Below are 21,569 nucleotides of genomic sequence, written 5' to 3' on the forward strand. Positions count from 1 at the left end.
ATGCCTGTCATTATTTATGGGCTATTTCAGCAGCACAAAATGTTCAACCAGCCTCACCATCAATTCTTTCTGCTCGGGCAGGCTCTCGGCCACCAGCAATGCCAACGCCACCAAAGTGTTGTCGTTGATCAATTGCTCCACCGGCCGCGCCAGCAAGTGCTGGTTCAGTTGCAAGTACCACAAAAATAAAAACGAACCACTGCGTTTGTTGCCATCGGCCAACGGGTGATTTTTGATGACGAAATACAGCAGGTGTGCTGCCCGGCTGGCGACGTTGGGGTAAAACCATGCATCACCAAAGCCCTGCTCGATGGTGGCAATGGCCGAGGCCAGTCCTTCACCGCGCAGTTGGCCGAACAGCTCGGTTGCTTCGCCCTTGGCCATTAGCGTGGCCTTCAACTGCGCGATGGCGGCCAGTACATCATCTAGCGCCAAGGCGCGCATATCAGTCTGCCGTGCGCTCTGCTCCTGCAGGCTTTGCTCGTCGTACCCTTGCAGCAGGCTCCAGCTACGGGCGTAGTCGCTGATCACCTGCACCACCGCGCGCCCTTGATCAGTGACCAATTGTTGGTTCGCCAGCGTGCGCGACAATAGGCTCACCGCCTGCTCAAACTCGATACCGCGCTCCGCCAGACGGCGCTGGTTGAGGGTGTAACCCGCGACCAGATGCTGCTTGAGCACGGAGGTTGCCCACTGACGGAATTGGGTCGCGCGTGCCGAACTCACCCGGTAACCCACCGAAATGATGGCATCGAGGTTGAAGTACTCAACTTGATAGGTTTTCCCGTCAGCGGCAGTTGTTGCCTTTTTTGCAACAACTGCCTCACGTTGCAACTCGCTGCTATCAAAGATGTTTTTCAGGTGGCGCGAGATAACCGATTTGTCTCGCGCAAACAGCTCAGTCAATTGCTGCAGGCTCAGCCAGACGGTTTCGTGCTCCAGCGCGACCTGCAGCTGCGCCTGACCATCGGCTGAGGTAAATAGCTGAACCTGCTGGATAATGCCCGGCTGGTATGGCGCTTCCTTGCTGTCCGCCATTACACGGCCTCTTCTTCTAATTCAGGGGATAGAGCGCTGGTTGGTGGCTTCCAGCCGCGCACGTCGATCTTGCCGGTGACTGCGGCCGAGATTAGTGCGGAGCGGCGTTCTTGGAGCAACTCAACTGTCATTTCAGAATCTGCTGTAAGCCCGTCAAGATTTCCAAGTTGATTTTCTAGCGCCTCAATCAACTTAACCTGCTCGGCAAGCGGAGGCACCATTAGAGGCGCTTCAGCAATATGCGTAAGACTGAGCCCTTCCTTTAGGCCATACTGTTCAACGTTGAAGTAAGTCTGACAGGCGGATGAAGACAGCGCATATCCGAGATATCGAGATTTACACGCAAGCAGATCAGGCCGGATAAGTCCAAGATGCTGATTGACATATGCAGCCTGCCCTACTGTCTCCAGCACGGCCACACGACCGGTATTTGCTCCGGTAATGCAGACAACTACATCGCCATCTTGGAGGCGCGTCCTTACTCCTTCAGCACCTTCCGGCGTTCTGATTCGCTTGGCTTTGTTAAACAGAACATTCAAGCGATTGTCCATATCTCCACTTTGGAGAAAAGTGTCTTCACCTGCTTCATCAATATAATCTGACCACCCACGTGGGCCAGATGTGATGAATGAGGCGATATTCTTTACGCGAGAAACAACCCAATGCGCCGGCACCTTACCTAGCCACTCCACGCCTGAATCTTTCATCGGTACCGTAGGGTCGAGGCCTTTGGTGACGGCGTGGGAAATCACGGCCTGGCGCTTTTCCTTGAGTAGTGCGATCAGGCGATGCTGCTCTTCGATCAGCGCGTCGATGCGGGCGGTCTCGTGGTCGAGGAAGCGGGCGATATGGGTTTGTTCTGCCCGAGTTGGGAAGCAAAACCGTTCCTGCAAGTAGGACTCAGCATCAAGATTCTGGATACCAGTAACCTGCTTCACCGAAGGGTAGTTAACCCGGCCGTCGTAAAGATTGCCGAAGGCATAACAAAGAAACTGGCTATCGAAATCCGCGAGCGGTCGCATTCTTGCCACGAAGTTTGAGGTGATGGCGTCAAAGTCATGTGCGAACAAAACGACACAGCCCACCAGCGTTTTCTCTCCGCCCCCGGACTTCTCGATCAGCAAATCACCTGACTTGATCAGTCGCGACTGTCTTTCTTTAGTCGTGATGCTCCGGTAGGTCAGCTTATCTAGTCCAACAGTCGAAGAAGACCGCTGGAAGTCAGCAACTCGGATGACTGCAATATCATTCTCGCCATCAGGCTCATCGCCCCACAAGCCGTTTACGCATCCATCCACCGTACGTTTAAGTGAGTAAACCGACCAATGCTGCGGAGTCTTACCCAGCCACTCAACGCCGGAGTCCTTGTAAGCTGGATACGCCGAAAAGCTCATGCCGACAGCCCCTCAATCATCTGCTTAATGCGGTCAGTACAAGCTTTCAGATCGCGGTCAATTTCAGCCAATTGGCGCGGAGGCTGGAATACGTAGAAGTGACGATTAAAGGGGATCTCGAAGCCGACGATGCCGACCTCGCCGTCCTGCGCGTCGGTTTTGCTTTCGTCGATCCAGGCGTCCGGCACATGCGGGATAACCTCTCGCTTGAAGTAGTCGTACACCGACTCACCCAATGGCACGTTCTCGTTGTCGCGCAGGCCAGCGTCTGCTTCTGGCTGGCCCTTGGTCGTGCATATATCCGCCTCAGGGTCGCGCTCGCTCAGGGCATTGAGCAGGGCTTTAAGCTCTGGAGTGCTGAGATTCAATCCGTGCGCGGTCAGGCTTTTTTTCAGGCATTTGCTGAACTGCTCGCGGTTGCGATGCAGTTGGTTGGCGTCCATCGTTTGTAGGGCGGTAATTAGCTGCTTCTGAGCGGCGCTGTCGAGTTTCTCGATGGCTTTTTCTTCCAGCACCTTGGCCATGCGCTCGGCACTGGTTTGGAAGTTCAGACGCAGCGGGCGTTCGACTGTGATGCGGCGGTAGCCGAAGGCATCGATGGGGAAAATCTTGCTCTGCGCGGTTTGCTCGAAACCGCCATAAAGGCGCACCAGTTCGTTGATTTGATCGTCAGTGATGTACTGGCGTTTGCTGCCCAGCGACTTGCGCATTTTGGCGGAATGCTGGCTGCCGTCGATCAACTGCACCTTGCCCTGGCGAGCGGCGGCCTTGTTGTTGCTGAGTATCCAAACGTAGGTGGCGATGCCGGTGTTGTAGAACATGTCCGTCGGCAACGCGACGATGGCCTCAACCAGATCGTTCTGCAGCAGGTAGCGGCGAATCTCCGACTCACCCGAGCCCGCACCGCCGGTGAACAGCGGCGAGCCGTTTAGAATGATGCCAATCCGCGAGCCACCTTCACGCGGGTCACGCATCTTGCTGACCAAATGCAGGAGGAAGAGCAACGAGCCGTCGGACACGCGCGGCAGGCCGGGGCCAAAGCGACCGTCAAATCCCTTATGGCTGTGCTCGTCGGTGATCTGCTTTTGCACCTTCTTCCATTCCACGCCGAACGGCGGGTTGCTTAGCATGAAGTCGAAGTGTTTGTTGGCCAATTGGTCGTTGGACAGGGTGTTGCCAAGCTTGATGCTGGCCACATCCTGCCCCTTGATCAACATGTCCGCTTTGCAGATGGCGTAAGACTCCGGGTTCAGCTCCTGGCCATGCAGCGAAACGCTGACCTTTTCACTAATGGACTGGATGTACTCGTCCCCTTCAGAGAGGAAACCACCCGTACCCGCCGTTGGGTCATAGATGGTGACGATGCTGTTGGGCGCGAGCTTGTGGTCCTGATCGGTGATAACCAGCGAGGTGGTGAGGTGCACGATGTCTCTTGGGGTAAAGTGCTCCCCGGCGGTTTCATTGGAGCTCTCCGCAAACTTGCGGATCAGCTCTTCAAAAATGATACCCATGCCAAAGTTACTGATTCGCTCAGGGCTCAAATCGGTGGCCGCAAACCGTTGCACGACCTGATAGAGCAGGTTGGCGCTGCCCAGTTGCTGAACGAAGTCTTCGAAGTGAAAGTGCTCGAAAATCTCGCGGGCGTCTTTGCTGAAGGCCTGCACGTAATTCATCAAGTCCGAGGCGGTCTGCGTATCTGACAAGGTTCCTAGGGTCAGCGGCGAGGCATTAAAAAATTGGTGGCCGGATGAACGCAGCAAAATCATTTCGCGGACGGTATCTGGACGGCCTTCTTGAGCGAAGGTCTGCTTGATCACCTCTTCCTTGGTTGGCGCGAGCACGCACTCCATTCGACGCAGCAGCGTGAAGGGCAGAATGATGCGCCCGTACTGGGACTGCTTGAAGTCACCACGAAGCAGGTCGGCAATCGACCAGAGAAACGCGGCCGTCTGAGTATGATTTTCCGTATTCACGCAGCTGTTCCTAAGGGTGTTCAAAAAGAGCGAAGTCTAACCCGCCGGACTGCTTGCATGTCACAGGCGATCCCAATAGCGACATGGTTTCCTTAGAATGAGAGGTCCGAAAGTGGCAGCGAGACTGCTTCATGGTTTCCGAATTCGCATTTTCCTAGCGCAGAGCCGTTGATGCCCCTGCACGGGGTTTCTAGTAAGTCCAAGACAATTGGGCAGCAGGCTGCTGCCCAAACAGACCACCAGATCCGAACCGGGCCCGCGCAACACTGAAAGATCCATACCCCTACATTTTTCTTGGTTTGGTCCCAGACGTGCGAAACGCGAAATCGCTGTTCTGGGGGTTGTTCAAAAGTGTGCGGAAATGAAAGTCGCCGACGCTGGGGCGATGGTCTACCTCGCCTCCAGCAACCGCCGCGCAATCTCATCCGTCTCCATCACCGATATCTCCTTCACCTCTCCAAACTCCGTCCCCCCACCCGGCAACGTCCCCGCCACATGAAAGTGCACATGCCCGATCGCCTGGCCCGCCGGCACGCCGTTGTTCTGCCAAACCGCAATCCCGGTTTTCCCATACGCCTTTTCAATCAGCCTCGCGGCATTGCGCACTTCAACCGCCACCGCCGCCACCTCCTCGTCGCTCATTTCCAGCAACGAAGGCACGTGGCGTTGGGGCAGCACCAGCACGTGCGGATGGCCCCGTTGTTCGCGGGTCACGAACGTCGCGGTGTGCGTCGTGCAGGAGAGGATGGTGTAGGGCCGTTTGCCTTTCAGGTACGCGCAGAACGCGCAGTCGGGGTTGTCCGGCAGGTCGAGGCTTGTTTCCCTGCTCATGATGACCTCAATGACGAGAGGAACGACTGCAGTTCCAGCCGATCAAGTTTTCGGTAGTCGTCGGGGCGGACGACGATGCGCAGTTCGTCGCAGACCTTCGAGTTGCGGGAGGCGAACATGAATGACAGCAGGGTAAAGCGGATGGCGTCCTGGGCGGGCAACACGCTGGACAGTCGCGCCTGTCCGCCGCCGATCACCGGGATCGAGATCGTCCCGCCGTTGCCGCGCCGGGACACTTCGGCCCACAGCGCGAGCAAGCCCTTCCACACTTTGTCCGGCGTGGAGCGCGCGACGTTCTGGGCGTCCATTTCGCAGTAGGCCAGGAAGAAGATCAGCCGGTGCGCGTGCTTGAGCGTGGCGATGGTGCCGACGCCGTATTGCACGTGCTTCCCTGGCTTGTTGAGTGTGCCGACGCAGGGCGTGTTGACCAGGGCGTCGTCCAGATGACGATCAAGTTCTTTCAGGTCGCCGCCGTAGAGCACCTGCAATGCCTGGCCCTGCAGGCTGGAGGTGGCAATGATGTTCGGCGTTTCCGTGTCGAAGGTGTCATTGGTGCCGATCACCAGATGGCCGTCTTCCTTAAGAAGGTCGCCGGGCACGATGGTGATCCGCGTTTTCGGCGCGTTGTATTCCTCGGCAATCGGGCGCGGCCATGCTTTGAAAAGCGCAACGGAAACAGACGCCACGATGATCGCTATCAGGATGCCGAAGCCTTCCATCGCGTGGCTGCCAGGGTAAATGACGTTGAAGGTCTGCATGATCGTCGACAGTCCGCCGACGCAGGCGAACAACGCCACCAGGAAGTGGCGCCAGAAGCGCCACGTTTGCATGTCCTGAAGAATGGTCATTGCAGGCCCAACTCGTCGTAGATTCTGCCTACATACCGATGGGGACCCTGCATCTCGCTCTTCGCGTAGCCGTCGACGTAGTTGTCCAGCGCGTACTGAATGATTTTCGGCTGGAAAGAAACCGAAACGCTGAAGTGTTTTTGATCGATGAGCGGCTGGGGAATGTTGTCCATGACGATGTTTCTGCTCTGGCAGAGATTGGCGATGACGATCGGAAGATCGAGTTCGAGAATGACCTCGATTTCATAAGCAAGAAACGAATCCCCGTCGCCGCCTTTGTGACGGCCATCTTCGCTGCCGAGAAAGATGACTTGCTTGGTGTTGTTCAGGCGTTCACGCAGTCGGCGTTTGATAGTCTCTGGCGAACTGCTGTCCCGCGCCTCGAACAAGTCATGGGCATTGAAAAAGTCGAAGTCGATATTCTCGTTCTGCTTCCAGGCTTTCATCAGCCAGTAATGTTTGATGTCTTCACTGGCGAACGCGATGTAAGTCTTGTTGCGGTAACTCATGATGAACTTCCTGTAGTGAAACGAAGGCGGTTGTTCGCTTCGTTGGTTGAGGCGCTCAGTCCATTGATTGCCGATTAACGCGCGCGCGGAAGCGCCGCGTGGGTTAGCGGTGCGACATATTCATGGGGAGTTAAAAAGCCGGCTTGTGGCCGGCTTCTCGGTGACGGGTTTGATTAGTTTTTGGCTAACCGCACCCGTCCGCAAAAGTGCGCGCTGCGAGGAGGCGCTTGTCAGGTAGACCGGGCAGGTCGCGGAGACGGTGCCAGGTCGATCACCCATCCGCGTGTGGCTGACGGGTGCTGAAACGAAGGCGTGCAGGATACCCATGTTGTTCGCGTCTGCCCAGTTCCGAAACACGCTCATTGCGCACCTCACCGCAACGTTGCCGGATGGCGGCGGTTGTTGAGCGTCGACCACCAGAAGATCCATCCCAGAATCTGAATGTGCTGGGCCTGCACCTGTTCGGCACTGAAAATCTCGTCCGGGTACTCGGCGCAATTATGGCTGCGCAGACGCAACCCGCCGCCCGGCAGGCGATACAGGTATTTCACCCGCAGCATGCCGTCGTGTTCGAGGGCGTACATTTCGCCATCAATGATCTGCACGCGCCCGCGATCAATGCCGATCAGCGAACCGTCCTGGATCTTGTCCGCCATGCTGTTGCCGACCATCGCCACGCAGATCGCGTTGTGCAGCTCAACGTCCATGGTTTCGAGCACGCGCCGGGACAAGCGCACTTTGTGGTTATGGATTTCGGCCACCGCGGTCCGGCCGGAGCTTTGCGTCTCCAGTTCGGTGTAGACCGGCATTTCCAGTTCTTCGCGCACGTTTCGCTCGGGCCGGGGTGGTTGAGTCTCTGCCTTCTGGCCAGTGTTCTGATCGTGTCCAGGGTGCTTGGGTCCCTCGCCACTGCGCAGCCAGCGCGCGTTGACGCTCAGCAGTTCAGCGACTTCTTCAATGCGCGCCATGGGGATGCCGCGCTTGAACCAGTTGTTCACGTGTTGCGGCGTAACCTTTCGGTTGGCGGCAAAGTCTGTTGCGGAGAGATGGCACTCTCGCAAAAGGCCGCGCAGTCGATCACCTGATGTATTCATGGGCCGAAGTTTACGGCGGGTTGAAGCTCGTTTAAATGAACGAAGTGTTCAAATGAGCACGCCGTCATGCCTGGGCGTGAATGTAAGGATTACAACTTTCGGCTGTTTTTGTAGGCCGTTTCTTTCAATGTTTTCGTTTGCGTCAACAATGGCTGAAACCGTTGTCCTTCTTGGGCTTGGGCGATTAACGGACACAGGGGCCTGATTAAAGCGGCTGCCAGAGAAGTTTCAAACGCCCGATCGTGTTCAAAGAAGAAAATCATACGACGCAATTAAACACTCTGTGTGCACGAGGCGAGTTTTAAACATTTGCGTAACGACAGAGGACGAAAAAAAAGCGGGATGTACGGAGGAGGGGGGGTCAAAAAGCAGGAGGCGGGGACGTGCGGGTAAAAGGTGGCCCCGTCGAAGCGGCGAGCGCTTCGGCGGGGCGCAACCGGATCAGCCCTTGTAGGCCGCTACCGATTTGGTGATCGCTTCGCGAGCGGCGTCAGCGCCAGCCCAACCTTCGATCTTCACCCATTTGCCTTTTTCGAGGTCTTTGTAGTTCGCGAAGAAGTGCTCGATCTGCTGGATCAGCAGAGGCGGCAGATCGGTGTATTCCTTCACGTCCACGTACAGCTGGGACAGCTTGTCGTGGGGGACTGCGATGACTTTGGCATCGCCGCCGCCGTCGTCGGTCATGTTCAGCACGCCAACCGGACGGGCGCGAATCACGGAACCCGGGGTGACCGGATAAGGGGTCACGACCAGCACGTCGAGGGGGTCGCCGTCGTCAGCCAGTGTGTTGGGGATGAAACCGTAGTTGGCCGGGTAGAACATCGGGGTGGCCATGAAACGGTCAACGAAAAGGCAGTCGCTTTCTTTGTCGATTTCGTACTTGATCGGCGCGTGGTTGGCCGGGATCTCGATTGCGACGTAGATGTCATTCGGCAGGTCTTTACCGGCCGGAATCTTGCTGTAGCTCATTGGGCTTTGCCCCCTTGGTTGACCATTCAGAATCTGGCATGCAACGCCAAAAAGTGGCCCGGATTATAGGCACATTCCTGAAGCGTTGCCATGCGTGACGGCGGGCTTCAGGCGTCGTGTTGAGCCTGATAGACAGGGTTGTCGTGCTGAAGTGCCGTCAGCCGCGCCAACGGATCCTGCCGATAGAACGCTTTCAGCTGCCCGTAGACGGCGGGATAGGCCTCGACGAGCAAATCCGGGGCGCTGAAGAAGTATTCGCTGATGACCGCGAAAAACTCGGCGGGGTTTTCTGCGGCATAAGGATCGATGGCGGTCTCGGCGTCCGGGTTGGCGTCGAGTTGCCGATTGAGATCGTCGTACGCGCTCTGCATGGCGCTGGCCCAGTCACTGACGCGCATGTCGGGGTGCAGCGGCGGCAGACCGTTCGCTTCGCCGTTGAGCATGTCCAGCTTGTGCGCCAGTTCGTGGATCACCAGGTTGTAGGCTTCCCACCCGCCGCTGGTCAGCACACCGGGCCAGGCCAGAATCACCGGGCCCTGGGACCACGCTTCGCCGCTGTGCTCGCCGTCCCATTCATGCTCGATGCCGCTGGCGTCGCGATGGCGTTGCGGGCTGATGAAATCGTCGCCATAGAGGATGATTTCGTGAAAACCCTGGTACCAGTTCAGATCGCCCAGGGCGAGCAACGGCAGTTGCGCCTGAGCAGCGAGAAACAGCCGCGATTCATCATCCAGCCCGACCCCTTCCAGCGCGGTCAAGTGTTTGGCCTGCAGGAACAGCACGCAACTGTCGAGCAAGTAGCGGTCCTCATCGGCCGTCAGCCCGTCGAGGATTGGCAAGCGCTGGCGTACGCGCTCCCACAGTTGCGGATCGACCGGATGGCGGGCCAGCGTGCGCCGTTTGCGCCATTCCCGGAACGACCACATGGCCTCAGCGCGCCTCGGCGGAGCGACCTGCGCGGCTGCGGATCAGGCCGATGATCATCGGCAGCAGCGAGATCAGAATGATCGCCAGCACCAGCAGCGTGAGGTTCTTCTTGATGAACGGGATATTGCCGAAGAAGAAGCCCAAAGTGACCAGCCCGCCGACCCACAGCACCGAGCCCAGCACGCTAAAACCGAGAAAACGCAGGTAAGGCATGCGGCCGAGCCCCGCCACGAACGGCGCGAAGGTGCGGATGATCGGCAGGAAGCGCGCGAGGGTGACGGTCTTGCCGCCGTGGCGACCGTAGAATTCCTGGGTTTTGGTCAGGTAATCGCGACGGAAGATTTTCGAATTCGGGTTGCTGAACAGCTTGTCGCCGGCCGTGCGGCCGATGATGTAGTTGGTGCTGTCACCGAGTATCGCCGCTGCCATCAGCAGGCACGCCAGCAACACCGGGTCCATGCCGCCACCGGCGGCGACGGCGCCCGCGATGAACAGCAGCGAATCGCCTGGCAGGAAAGGCATGACCACCAGGCCGGTTTCGCAAAAGATCACCAGGAACAGGATCGCGTAAACCCAGGTGCCGTATTGGGTCACAAGCAGGTCGAGGTAAACGTCGAGATGAAGAATAAGATCAAGCGGATTGAAATCCATGTAGGCACCTGGTTTTGAGACCCGATCCGGGTCGTGCGGGGCGAAGAGGGGAAATGTGCGCGGCATTATAGAGGCATGCAATGCAATTATGGCGCTCGACATGCCGCCCCCTTTCACTCCCGCAGGGTTTGCGTCTGCTACGTGTCAGCGGCGGGTACGAACCGGTAGGAGCGTGGCTTGTCCCGCGATCGGCTGCGAAGCAGTCGTAAACCTGCCGCCGCGCGATTATGGATAGCCCGCATTGGCCGGATTGCTGCCGCTGCGCGCCAGATCGCGGGACAAGCCACGCTCCTACAGGGTGCATAGTCGCTATCTGCCAACAAAAACGGCCTCCGAAGAGGCCGTTGCTTGTCGCTCGTTTACGCTAAATCAAAAGAAGCCCAGCGGGTTGATGTCGTAGCTCACCAGCAGGTTCTTGGTCTGCTGATAGTGCTCGAGCGCGACCTTGTGGGTTTCACGCCCGACGCCGGATTTCTTGTAGCCGCCGAAGGCAGCATGGGCCGGGTACAGGTGATAGCAGTTGGTCCAGACGCGACCGGCCTTGATTGCGCGGCCCACGCGATAGGCGCGATTGATGTCGCGGGTCCAGACGCCGGCACCCAGGCCAAACTCGGTGTCGTTGGCGATGGCCAGGGCTTCCGCTTCGTCCTTGAAGGTGGTCACGCTGACCACCGGGCCGAAGATTTCTTCCTGGAACACGCGCATCTTGTTGTTGCCTTTCAGCAGCGTCGGCTGGATGTAATAACCGGTTGCCAGCGAGCCCTCGAGCTTCTCGACCTTGCCGCCGGTCAGCAATTCGGCGCCTTCGCCCTGGGCGATTTCGAGGTACGAAAGAATCTTGTCGAACTGCTGCTGCGACGCCTGCGCACCGACCATGGTGTCGGTGTCCAGCGGATCGCCGCGCTGGATCTTCAGGACCTTCTTCATCACGACTTCCATGAACTGCGGGTAGATCGATTCCTGAACCAGGCAGCGGGACGGGCAGGTGCAGACTTCGCCCTGGTTGAAGAACGCCAGCACCACGCCTTCAGCGGCTTTGTCGATGAACTCCGGCTCGGCCTGCATGATGTCTTCGAAGAAGATGTTCGGCGACTTGCCGCCCAGTTCCACGGTGGACGGAATGATGCTGTCGGCCGCCAGTTTCATGATGTGCGAACCCACCGGCGTCGAACCGGTGAAAGCGATCTTGGCGATACGCTTGCTGCTGGCCAGCGCTTCACCGGCTTCGCGGCCATAACCCTGCACCACGTTGAGTACGCCTTTGGGCAGCAGATCGCCGATCAGCTCCATCAGCACGGTGATGCCCAGCGGCGTTTGCTCGGCGGGTTTGAGGACGATGCAGTTACCGGCGGCGAGGGCGGGCGCGAGTTTCCAGGCGGCCATCAGCAGCGGGAAGTTCCACGGGATGATCTGCCCGACCACGCCCAGCGGCTCGTGAATGTGATACGCCACGGTGTTGCCGTCGATCTCCGCAGCGGAGCCTTCCTGGGCACGCAGCACGCCGGCGAAATAACGGAAGTGGTCGACTGCCAGGGGGATGTCCGCGTTGAGGGTTTCGCGCACGGCTTTGCCGTTGTCCCAAGTCTCGGTGACGGCCAGCAATTCCAGGTTCTGTTCGATGCGGTCAGCGATTTTCAGCAGGGTCAGCGAGCGTTCCTGCACCGAGGTTTTACCCCACGCATCGGCCGCGGCATGGGCGGCGTCGAGGGCTTTGTCGATGTCTTCGGCGGTGGAGCGAGGGAATTCTGCGATCAGCTTGCCGGTGATCGGCGAAATGTTTTCGAAGTATTGGCCTTTGACCGGCGGCACGAATTCGCCACCGATGTAGTTGCCGTACTGGGTCTTGAAGGTAACGATTGAGCCTTCAGTACCGGGGTGGGCATAACGCATGGTGAATATCTCCTTGCTCTTGTGATTGTCTGGGGATAACGCGTTGCGGCGCATGACTAGGTCGCATGTTTAGAGCGTAGAGCAAAGCGCGGGCCACTGCCGTCCGGTCCCCGGTTTATCGGGGTTTTGTCGATGAATCCTGTGGTCATGCCCGAGTGGTGTATCAACGGCGGGGCGGCAAGGGTGACACTTTGTACCCTTTGCGTGACAGCTTGGCGGACCCCGCCTTTCGCAGCATTGCAATGAATCGGGGCGAGGAGGATGCTGATCGGCAAATCCTCCGCAGAGCCCTGGCTCAGGATGAAGAATAAAAATGCACAGCAATCACCTGACGCGCCACGCCGAACAAGTGCTGACCGTTACGCAAGGCAAAATCCCCCATCAATACGGCCCCGGCGCCGACCCTTCCATTGCCCGCTCCTGGCTGCGCTGCCTGGAGGATTACCACCTCGACCCCGCGCAAGCGATGGCGCCCACCGTGCTGGAACATGCGCGCGTGCTGGAGAGTCGCGAGCAGTTGCAGCAGGTCCTGACCATCGCCGGCGACGAGATGAACAGCCTGCACCGTCAGCTTGCCGGCGGCAGTGCGGTGCTCCTGACCGATGCCCGCGGGATAATCCTTAATTGCGTTACCGAGCCTGGCGATCGGCGGATTTTCGAGCGCGCGGGCCTCTGGCTGGGCGCCGACTGGAGCGAGGCTCGGGAGGGCACCAATGGCATCGGCACCTGCCTGGTCGAGCGTCAGTCGGTGACCATCCATCGCGACGAGCATTTTCGCGGCCGCCACACCGGGCTGACCTGTTCCGCGAGCCCGGTGTTCGATCCCCATGGCGATCTGCTTGCGGTGCTGGACGTTTCTTCGGCCCGCCACGACGTGTCCCGCCAGAGCCAGTTTCACACCATGGCGCTGGTGAATCTGTCGGCGAAGATGATCGAAAGCAGCTATTTCCTGCGTCATTTCGACGGTCAGTGGCTCCTGCGTTTTCATCTTCAGGCCGGTGCAGTCGGTTTGTTCAGCGAGGGGCTGTTGGCGTTAGACGGCGAGGGCCGCGTCAGTGCGCTGAACCAGAGCGCGCTGAATCTGCTGGGCTTGAGCCGTGACGATCTGGTGGGCCAGGGCGTGGAATCGTTGTTTGACTGCTCGCTGGATGAACTGCTGGGCCGCGCTTCGCCGGATGCCGTCGCCAGTTGGCCGCTGCGCACGCGGGACGGGCGGGGATTCTTCGCCGTATTGCGTGGGCAACCGCGTGCCGAGCTGAAGGGCCTTGTTGCGCCGGTGGTCAGCACGTTGGCTGTGCCGTTTTCTTCGCACGACATCTGCCTGGGCGACGCGTCGCTGCAAACTGATTTCCGCAGGGCGCTGAAGGTATTCGAGCGCGACGTGCCGTTGCTGATCAACGGTGAAACCGGCTCTGGCAAGGAGGCGTTTGCCAAGGCAGTGCATCAGGCGAGTCAGCGCTCCGCCAAGCCGTTCGTGGCGCTGAACTGCGCGGCCATTCCGGAAAGCCTGATCGAGAGCGAGCTGTTCGGTTATCGCGGCGGCAGCTTTACCGGTGCGCGCAAGGAGGGCATGCGGGGCAAGTTGCAGCAGGCCGATGGCGGTACGTTGTTTCTGGATGAGATCGGCGACATGCCGGTGGCCTTGCAGACCCGTTTACTGCGCGTACTGGAAGACCGGCTGGTGGTGCCGATTGGCGGCGAGCCGCAAGCGGTGGATGTACGACTGATCAGCGCGACCCACCGGAATTTGCTGGAGCGGGTGGAGGACGGCAGCTTTCGTGAGGATTTGTTTTATCGGCTTAATGGCTTGGAAATCGCCTTGCCGCCGTTGAGAGAGCGGAGTGATAAGGCGCAGTTGCTGGAGTTGTTGCTGAAGCAAGAGGCGGATGGGCTTTCGATTGTGATTGAGGCGAAGGCGAGGCAGGCGCTGCTGGACTTCAACTGGCCCGGCAACGTGCGGCAGATGCGCAACGTGCTGCGGACCCTGGCGGCGCTGTGTGATGAGGGGCGGATTGGTTATGAAGATCTGCCGGCGGCGATTCGGCAGGTGAGTGCGCCGACAAAGCCCGATGAGGTCCACTCGCCGCTGGACGACGCCGAACGCGCAGCGCTCATCGCCACCCTGGACACCCAGCGCTGGCACATGACCCACGCCGCCCGGGAATTGGGGGTGAGCCGCAATACTTTGTACAGAAAGCTGCGCAAGCATGGGATCAACCGCTGAGGTTCTGAGTGGATGAAACCGGTGTGAATGCTCGCAATTCTGTGTGTGCATGCGGTCCCATGTAGGACCGGCTTCAGCCGGGAAGAGGCCGGTTTGAGCGCCATCAATTCTGCAGTGTGCGATCTGACGTCTTCCCTGTCTGAAACGGGGACAGATTAATTTACGGTGAAGCGTTGTAAATAAATCAGTCCCCTTCAACCGGCTAAAGCCAGTGCTACAGGGGGATCGCGGTCAATTAGTGGGACCGGCTTTAGCCGGGAAGGCGCCAGGCGTCACATCGCAGGGGGCACTGTCTGAAACGGGGACAGATTAATTTACGGTGAAGCGTTGTAAATAAATCAGTCCCCTTCAACCCCTGGACACCCAGCGTTGGCACATGACCCACGCCGCCCGGGAGCTGGGGGTGAGCCGCAATACGCTGTACAGAAAGCTGCGCAAGCATGGGATCAACCGCTGAGGTTCTGAGTGGATGAAACCGGTGTGAATGCTCGCAATTCTGCGTGTGCATGCGGTCCCGTGTAGGACCGGCTTCAGCCGGGAAGAGGTCGGCGTGAGCGCCATCAATTCTGCAGTGTGCGATCTGACGTCTTCCCTGTCTGAAACGGGGACAGATTAATTTACGGTGAAGCGTTGTAAATAAATCAGTCCCCTTCAACCCCTGGACACCCAGCGTTGGCACATGCCCCACGCCGCCCGGGAATTGGGGGTGAGCCGCAATACGCTGTACAGAAAGCTGCGCAAGCATGGTATCAACCGCTGAGGTGCTGAGTGGATGAAACCGGTGTGAATGCTCGGAATTCTGCGTGTGCATGCGGTCCCCTGTAGGACCGGCTTTAGCCGGGAAGAGGCCGGCGTGAGCGCCATCAGTCTTGCGGCGTAGCGCCCGACGCTTTCCCGGCTAAAGCCAGTCCTACAGGGGGATCGCGGTCAATTAGTGGGACCGGCTTTAGCCGGGAAGGCGCCAGGCGTCACACCGCAGGGGGCACTGTCTGAAGCGGGGACAGATTAATTTACGGTGAAGCGTTGTAAATAAATCAGTCCCCTTCAACCAGTCTGATCGAGCACCCTCAATTCCCCCGTGCGCATCCACTGCCTTCTACGCTAACCTGCGGCCCATGTTCTAAGAGGTCGGTCATGCACATTCATATTCTGGGTATCTGCGGCACGTTCATGGGTTCGCTGGCGGTGCTCGCCAAGGATCTGGGCCATAAAGTCACGGGCTCCGATGCCAACGTCTACCCGCCGATGAGCACGCAGCTCGAAGCGCAGGGCATTCAGTTGATGCAGGGTTACGACCCTTCGCACCTCGAACCGGCACCGGATCTGGTGGTGGTCGGCAACGCCATGTCGCGCGGCAATCCTGCGGTCGAACATGTCCTGAACAAGGGCCTGCCCTACGTTTCCGGGCCGCAATGGCTGGCCGATCACGTCCTTCGCGGTCGCTGGGTACTGGCCGTCGCCGGCACCCACGGCAAAACCACCACCAGCAGCATGCTCGCCTGGGTGCTGGAACACGCCGGCATGGCCCCGGGCTTCCTGATTGGCGGCGTGCCGCAGAACTTCGATGTCTCGGCGCGCCTGGGCGAAACGCCATTCTTCGTCGTCGAGGCGGATGAATACGACAGCGCCTTCTTCGACAAGCGCTCCAAGTTCGTCCATTACGGCCCGCGCACCGCCATCCTCAACAACCTGGAATTCGATCACGCCGACATCTTCCCCGATCTCCCGGCCATCGAACGGCAGTTCCACCACCTTGTGCGCACCATCCCGAGCGAAGGCCTGGTCATCCACCCGACCACCGAGCCCGCACTTGAGCGCGTGATTCAAATGGGCTGCTGGACGCCGGTGCAGACCACCGGAGAGGGCGGTCAATGGCAGGCGAACCTGCTCAGCGAAGACGGTTCAAAATTCGAAGTGATTTTCGAAGGTGCGGTCCAGGGCATCGTCGATTGGGGCATGACCGGCCAGCACAACGTGGCGAATGCCTTGGCGACCCTCGCCGCTGCCCGCCACGTTGGTGTGGTGCCGCAGCAGGGCGTCGACGCGCTGAGTGCGTTCAAGAGCGTGAAACGGCGCATGGAGAAGGTCGCCGAAGTGCGCGGCATCACCATCTACGATGACTTCGCCCACCACCCGACCGCCATCGCCACCACGCTGGACGGTCTGCGCAAGAAGGTCGGCGATGCGCCAATCATCGCCATCGTCGAGCCGCGTTCCAACTCCATGAAGCTCGGCGCCCACCGCGACGGCCTGCCGGAAAGCGTCGTCCAGGCCGATCAGGTGGTCTGGTATGCGCCGGCCAATCTGGGTTGGGATCTGGCGGCAACCGCCGCGGAGTGCACCATTCCATCGTTGGTGTGCGACAGCCTCGACGGCATTATCGAGCTTGTGAAAAACCAGGCAGAGCCCGGTACCCACGTGGTCATCATGAGCAACGGCGGCTTCGGCGGCCTGCACGGCAAACTCGCGGAGGCCCTGCAATGAGCGGCCCGGAACGCATTACCCTGGCGATGACCGGCGCGTCCGGCGCGCAATACGGCCTGCGCCTGCTGGACTGCCTGGTGCGCGAAGACCGCGAAGTGCATTTCCTCATCTCCAAGGCCGCGCAGTTGGTCATGGCCACCGAGACCGACGTCAATCTGCCGCCCAAACCGCAGATGATGCAGGCCTTCCTCAACGAATACACCGGCGCGACAGCGGGCCAGATTCGGGTGTACGGCAAGGAAGACTGGATGTCGCCGGTGGCGTCCGGTTCAGGCTCGCCGAGTGCGATGGTGGTGGTGCCGTGTTCGACCGGTACGCTGTCGGCAATCGCCACGGGGGCCTGCAACAACCTGATCGAGCGCGCCGCAGACGTGACGTTGAAGGAGCGCCGGCAGTTGATCCTGGTGCCCCGCGAGGCGCCGTTCTCCAGCATCCACCTGGAGAACATGCTCAAGCTGTCGAACATGGGCGCGGTGATTCTGCCGGCGTCGCCCGGTTTCTATCACCAGCCGCAGACGATCGACGATCTGGTGGATTTCGTCGTCGCGCGGATTCTGAACCTGCTCAACATCCCGCAGGACATGCTGCCGCGTTGGGGCGAGCATCATTTTGGCGCCGATGAATAAGCTCGTTGTCCTTGCGCTGGGCCTGTTGCTGACGACGGGCTGCTCGACCGTGCGCACCCTCGACGCCAATCAGCCCGGCGCGCCGGTCGTTTATGCCGGCACGCGACTGGATCTGTACGCTATTGAAGGGGGCTGCTGCGAGAAGGAGCGCTTTGGCACCGAGGCGCCGAAATACCCGATGCTCGACCTGCCCGGCAGCGCGCTGCTGGACACGCTGCTATTGCCATTGTCGATTCTGACCGCGCTGGGTGTGGGGTTTCAGGCGACGGGCGGGATGTAATTGCGCTACCGGACACCTGCTGGGACAGATTGATTGGCAGTGACGGCCTCTTCGCGGGCAATCTCACTCCCACAGGGTTCGCGGCGGCAATAAAGCCCAATCAGCGCTACTTCCCCAACCGCCGCAAATCATCCGATTCAACCACCCGCACGCCGTCCTGCTCTTCCAGCGCCAGGCGCCACAACGCGCGGGCGAGGTTGCAGGCTTCGATGCCGCCGTATTTGCCGGGAATCAGCTTGGCAATCGGCCCGGCCAGCTGCTCCATCAGACGCTGATCCTGCCGCTCGCCAATCAGCAGCGACGGCTGGACGATGGTCAGTTGCGGCCAGCCCTGAAGCTTCAGCGCTTCTTCCATCTCGCCTTTCACACGGCTGTAAAAGATGCTCGATTGCGGGTCGGCGTTCACGGCGCTGATCACCAGCAGATGACGCGCCCCCAGCTCGCGAGCACGTTTGCCAAACGCCACGACCATGTCCAGATCGACGGCCCGGAAGGCTTCTTGGGAGCCGGCCTGTTTGATCGTGGTGCCCAGGCAGCAGAAGGCGATGTCCACAGGACCTTCGAGGGTGGGCAGCAAACGCTGAAGATCGCCGACCGGGTTTTCCAGACGTGGATGTTCAGCCAGGGGACGACGGCTGGGGGCGAGGAGGCGGGTGACAGTGGGTTCGTTGAGCAGGCGGTCGAGCAAGTGCTCGCCAGTCAATCCGGTAGCTCCGGCAAGCAAAATGTGCTGAGGCGTCAAGTACATGATCTTTCTCCCTTGATACGCCACAAGCATAGGCGCTGTACCGGAACAGACTGCGGGCGTAGCGGGAGGGTTTCACAAAAACACATGAAATGTTCGCGCATCCCGCACTTGAGCCTGGATCAATCTGTCGGAACCGGTTTGCAGGCGGACCCGCCCGGCCCCTTCCCGGTTGAAGCCGATCCTGCATCAGGTGCGATGGGACTCAGCGTCGAACGGTATTCAGCGCGCGCTCCGCCTGACTTTTGCGCAGCTGCCGCCAATGGTTGACCACGCCTTTCGGTGCCCACATCTGCGGCTCGGAGGCTTCGAAGCTTTCGTCCGTTTCACGCTGAGCGACGATGTCTTTTGCCTCATTGAACGCTTGCACCAGATCGTCGGTTTCCACCAGCGCCTTGCCGAACAGCGCCTCGCCGAAGTAGGTGAAATCCGCCTCTTCAGAACAGCCAAAGGACACCCGGTCCTCACGGGATGCGGTAATCACCATCGTCCGCTCGTCCTTGATCGCCGGAATGAAACCGCCCGAATAGCACGCGGAAATCACCACCACCTTGTCGCGATTTTTCAGCGGCGCCAGCACGCCGGCCATCTCGTTGGCGGGCAGGTCGGACAGCTCCAGGCGCGGCTGATCCAGCACCAGCTCGTGTTCATGGGTGCCGTGGCTGGTGAGGTAAATGAAGATCAAATCTTCCGGACCACTGCGCTTGGCCAACGTCTGCACGGCGCGGCTGATGGTTTCGCGGGTTGCCAGCGGGCGATCGGCCATGTGATCGCGATGGTTGACCAGCGTGATCTGGCCAAACGCACCGAAGCGCGTGGCGAGCAGCTTGTTCACGTAATCCGCCTCGCGCAGAAAGACGCTCTGCTTGCCATCGCCACCCACGACGAGGCTGTACAGCTCGATGGCCGGCGTGGAGGCGGGCACGGCGGCGAGGGCTTTTTCGACCAGGGCGCCCTGGGCGAGCAGGCCCATTTCCAGCGGGTCCGGCAGCAGCTTTCCGGCCGCATCGCGCACGCGCTGGCCGTTGGACCAGGTGCCGCTCTGGACTTCGCCGTCCGCCGTGGTCAGCACGCCGCTGCCTTGATAGTTATCGTTCTCGAACTGGCCGATGTACACGCTGCCGTCCGGTAGCTTCAGGCTGCCTGAGCCTGCGAAGCGCCAGTTCTTGAAGTCCCCTTGATAGCGGGTGCCATCGGAGCCGATCAACTCGCCCTTGCCGGTGAACGCGCCATCCTTGAACTGCCCCGACCAGACATCGCCATCGGCGTTTTCGTAGCGACCGCGGCCATTGAGCTGATTGTTGTGAAAGCCGCCGACGTACTGATCGCCATCGGCGCTGTTGAAATTGCCCGTGCCTTCAAGCTGGCCATCGACGAACTTGCCGCTGAACTGGTTGCCCGCCGAATCGTTGCGCTGGCCTTCGCCGTTGGGTTTGCCGTGGGCGAACTGGCCCTGATACTCGCTGCCGTCGTCCAGTTCCAGATGACCGGCGCCGTCGTACAGGTCGGCCTTGAACTCGCCGCGATAGCTCATGCCGTGCTCTTTCAGCGTGCCTTCCCCGTCGCGCCGCCCCAGCTTGTAGCCGCCGACGTAACTGCCGGCGCTGGTCGTCAGCGAGCCCTGGCCATGGAAAAGCCCGTCCTGAAAACCGCCGCGGTACACGTCACCGTTGCTGGCGTGCCACTCGCCCTGGCCGTTCCACTGCCCGCTCTTGAATTCCCCGGCGTACCAGCTGCCATTGGGGTAATCGATCCGACCCTTGCCTTGCAGCACGCCATTGATCACGTCGCCGCGATAGCGTCCGCCGTCGGGCAGGCGAGCGTCCGGGGGCAACAGCGATTCGCCGTCGCCGCAAGCGGCAAGAAGGAAGGTCAGGGCCAAAGGAGCAAACGCGCGCATGGTAAATCCCGAAAAAAAGATGTTTCGGCGTGATCTGATCGCGTACGTGTATCGAGTCGCTCACACAGCCGCAGCGAGTATGCCGCAGCGAGGAACGCTCATGAAACAGTCTGTTACGACTGTTTCATGTTTCTGGAAGGTTTGCAGGGGCTTTGTAGAGGGGCGGCGGGGTTATACGAAGCACAGCGAAAGCGGTTCAGCAATGAACGCGGGCTTGTCCAGGCCTTCGATTTCAAGCGTTGCCGTGGCTTTGAGCAGCCATTGGCCGGGCTTCTTTTCGGTGACCTGCGCCAGCGTGACTTTTAGACGAACGCGCGAATTCACTTTCACCGGCTGAATGAATCGCACGCTGTCCAGGCCATAGTTGATCGCCATCTGCATGCCTTCGGGCACGACCATCAGGGATTCCATCAGCTTGGGGATCAGCGACAGCGACAGAAAGCCATGGGCGATGGTCGATCCGAACGGGGTTTGCGCCGCTTTCACCGGATCAACGTGGATAAACTGAAAGTCGCCGGTGGCCTCGGCAAACAGATTGATCCGCGCCTGATCGATGGTCAGCCATTCGGAGCATCCCAGGTCCTTGCCTTCATAGCGTTTGAGTTCTGCAACGGGTACGTGGGGCATCGCTATTCTCCTTGTCAGTTATTGTTTTTGCGCGCGATCTTCACAGGCAGCGTGGCGTCGGCGCTGTTATTGCTTGGCACTGAAGATCAGCACGCCGCACCGCGCGGGTCAACGTTCCCTCAACTGGCGAATGCCACCCCATAGGCAGAGCGGGTGGCGTGCCTATAATGTCGGCGCGAATCTGCTGGAGTTTTCTATGTTGCTAAGAGGCCTGACCTGGCTTGTGCTGTTCCAACTGATCGGAACCGCGCTCAATCACCTGTTTCTGTCGATCCTGCCCGGCCCGATCATCGGGCTGGTGCTGCTGATGATCTACCTGATGACCCGCGGCGAAGTCAGCGAACCCATCAGCCTGGCGGCCAGCAGCCTGCTGCGCTACCTGCCGCTGCTGCTGGTACCGCCTGCCGTGGGCGTGATGGTGTATGCGGACCAGATCGCCGAAGATTTCTGGGCGATCGTCGGCTCGCTGGTGATTTCTCTGATGGTCTCGCTGACCTTCGCCGGCTGGCTGATGCAGAAACTCATCGACCGCCAGGCCAATCGCCGGGAGCCATCATGA

19 protein-coding genes and 2 pseudogenes are annotated in these 21,569 nt (G+C 59.7%); 7 read left to right on the top strand and 14 right to left on the bottom strand.

Annotated elements, in window-relative coordinates; translation table 11 throughout:
• Positions 1-21 precede the first annotated feature (21 nt).
• The 11 genes from rhuM to SLW75_RS21540 form a co-directional block, all read right to left on the bottom strand.
• Positions 22-1,038 (bottom strand): RhuM family protein, encoded by a 1,017-nt coding sequence (rhuM, locus tag SLW75_RS21490; protein ID WP_410935391.1) that lies wholly within the window; start codon positions 1,036-1,038, stop codon positions 22-24.
• Positions 1,038-2,432: a restriction endonuclease subunit S gene (locus SLW75_RS21495; protein WP_410935392.1), complete on the bottom strand. Its 1,395-nt coding sequence runs from the start codon at positions 2,430-2,432 to the stop codon at positions 1,038-1,040. The genes rhuM and SLW75_RS21495 overlap by 1 nt, the downstream gene beginning before the upstream one ends.
• A complete protein-coding gene (locus tag SLW75_RS21500; protein ID WP_410935393.1) occupies positions 2,429-4,405 on the bottom strand; it encodes an N-6 DNA methylase in 1,977 nt (658 codons plus the stop codon). The genes SLW75_RS21495 and SLW75_RS21500 overlap by 4 nt, the downstream gene beginning before the upstream one ends.
• A 390-nt stretch (positions 4,406-4,795) precedes the next feature.
• Positions 4,796-5,236 (bottom strand): HIT family protein, encoded by a 441-nt coding sequence (locus tag SLW75_RS21505; RefSeq protein ID WP_410935394.1) that lies wholly within the window; start codon positions 5,234-5,236, stop codon positions 4,796-4,798.
• Positions 5,233-6,084: a macro domain-containing protein gene (locus SLW75_RS21510; RefSeq protein WP_410935395.1), complete on the bottom strand. Its 852-nt coding sequence runs from the start codon at positions 6,082-6,084 to the stop codon at positions 5,233-5,235. The genes SLW75_RS21505 and SLW75_RS21510 overlap by 4 nt, the downstream gene beginning before the upstream one ends.
• Positions 6,081-6,593 (bottom strand): TIR domain-containing protein, encoded by a 513-nt coding sequence (locus SLW75_RS21515; protein ID WP_410935396.1) that lies wholly within the window; start codon positions 6,591-6,593, stop codon positions 6,081-6,083. Before SLW75_RS21515 ends, SLW75_RS21510 begins: the two co-directional genes overlap by 4 nt.
• 371 nt (positions 6,594-6,964) lie before the next feature.
• On the bottom strand, positions 6,965-7,687 hold the full coding sequence (locus tag SLW75_RS21520) for a helix-turn-helix transcriptional regulator (protein WP_410935397.1): 723 nt from the start codon (positions 7,685-7,687) through the stop codon (positions 6,965-6,967).
• 441 nt (positions 7,688-8,128) lie between these two features.
• Positions 8,129-8,656 (bottom strand): inorganic diphosphatase, encoded by a 528-nt coding sequence (gene ppa, locus SLW75_RS21525; protein WP_065988394.1) that lies wholly within the window; start codon positions 8,654-8,656, stop codon positions 8,129-8,131.
• A 107-nt stretch (positions 8,657-8,763) separates the two neighbouring features.
• Entirely contained in the window at positions 8,764-9,582 is an 819-nt protein-coding gene (locus tag SLW75_RS21530; protein ID WP_410935398.1) for a zinc-dependent peptidase, read from the bottom strand.
• A 4-nt stretch (positions 9,583-9,586) separates the two neighbouring features.
• A complete protein-coding gene (locus SLW75_RS21535) occupies positions 9,587-10,234 on the bottom strand; it encodes a DedA family protein (RefSeq protein WP_065988392.1) in 648 nt (215 codons plus the stop codon).
• A 369-nt stretch (positions 10,235-10,603) separates the two neighbouring features.
• Entirely contained in the window at positions 10,604-12,124 is a 1,521-nt protein-coding gene (locus SLW75_RS21540) for an aldehyde dehydrogenase family protein (RefSeq protein WP_065988391.1), read from the bottom strand.
• A 313-nt stretch (positions 12,125-12,437) separates the two neighbouring features.
• Here SLW75_RS21540 and SLW75_RS21545 point away from each other — a divergent pair, with 313 nt between their 5' ends.
• The 6 genes and pseudogenes from SLW75_RS21545 (at position 12,438) to SLW75_RS21570 (ending at position 17,738) form a co-directional block, all read left to right on the top strand.
• Entirely contained in the window at positions 12,438-14,348 is a 1,911-nt protein-coding gene (locus tag SLW75_RS21545; protein ID WP_410935399.1) for a sigma-54-dependent Fis family transcriptional regulator, read from the top strand.
• Between the two features lie 346 nt (positions 14,349-14,694).
• Positions 14,695-14,805, top strand: a pseudogene (locus SLW75_RS21550) (helix-turn-helix domain-containing protein); the annotation flags it as partial.
• A gap of 192 nt (positions 14,806-14,997) precedes the next feature.
• A pseudogene (locus tag SLW75_RS21555) lies at positions 14,998-15,108 on the top strand (helix-turn-helix domain-containing protein); the annotation flags it as partial.
• Positions 15,109-15,482: 374 nt separating this feature from the next.
• On the top strand, positions 15,483-16,832 hold the full coding sequence (gene mpl / locus SLW75_RS21560; RefSeq protein ID WP_410935400.1) for a UDP-N-acetylmuramate:L-alanyl-gamma-D-glutamyl-meso-diaminopimelate ligase: 1,350 nt from the start codon (positions 15,483-15,485) through the stop codon (positions 16,830-16,832).
• Entirely contained in the window at positions 16,829-17,458 is a 630-nt protein-coding gene (gene ubiX / locus SLW75_RS21565) for a flavin prenyltransferase UbiX (protein ID WP_065988388.1), read from the top strand. Before mpl ends, ubiX begins: the two co-directional genes overlap by 4 nt.
• The gene (locus SLW75_RS21570; protein ID WP_065988480.1) at positions 17,451-17,738 is read left to right on the top strand and encodes a YceK/YidQ family lipoprotein; all 288 of its coding nucleotides are present in this window, start codon (positions 17,451-17,453) and stop codon (positions 17,736-17,738) included. The genes ubiX and SLW75_RS21570 overlap by 8 nt, the downstream gene beginning before the upstream one ends.
• A 106-nt stretch (positions 17,739-17,844) precedes the next feature.
• Here the strand turns inward: SLW75_RS21570 and SLW75_RS21575 are convergent, their stop codons facing one another.
• The 3 genes from SLW75_RS21575 to SLW75_RS21585 all read right to left on the bottom strand — a co-directional run bounded on the left by SLW75_RS21575 (position 17,845) and on the right by SLW75_RS21585 (position 21,010).
• Positions 17,845-18,486, bottom strand: coding sequence for an oxidoreductase (locus SLW75_RS21575; RefSeq protein ID WP_065988387.1), 642 nt, complete (start codon positions 18,484-18,486; stop codon positions 17,845-17,847).
• Between the two features lie 202 nt (positions 18,487-18,688).
• Positions 18,689-20,383, bottom strand: coding sequence for a C13 family peptidase (locus SLW75_RS21580; RefSeq protein WP_065988386.1), 1,695 nt, complete (start codon positions 20,381-20,383; stop codon positions 18,689-18,691).
• A gap of 171 nt (positions 20,384-20,554) precedes the next feature.
• Positions 20,555-21,010: a MaoC family dehydratase gene (locus SLW75_RS21585; RefSeq protein WP_065988385.1), complete on the bottom strand. Its 456-nt coding sequence runs from the start codon at positions 21,008-21,010 to the stop codon at positions 20,555-20,557.
• Between the two features lie 196 nt (positions 21,011-21,206).
• Here SLW75_RS21585 and SLW75_RS21590 point away from each other — a divergent pair, with 196 nt between their 5' ends.
• Positions 21,207-21,569 (top strand): CidA/LrgA family protein, encoded by a 363-nt coding sequence (locus SLW75_RS21590; RefSeq protein ID WP_065988384.1) that lies wholly within the window; start codon positions 21,207-21,209, stop codon positions 21,567-21,569.

This window comes from Pseudomonas sp. W5-01 (assembly GCF_046540435.1).
In the GTDB taxonomy this organism is placed as follows: domain Bacteria; phylum Pseudomonadota; class Gammaproteobacteria; order Pseudomonadales; family Pseudomonadaceae; genus Aquipseudomonas; species Aquipseudomonas graminis_B.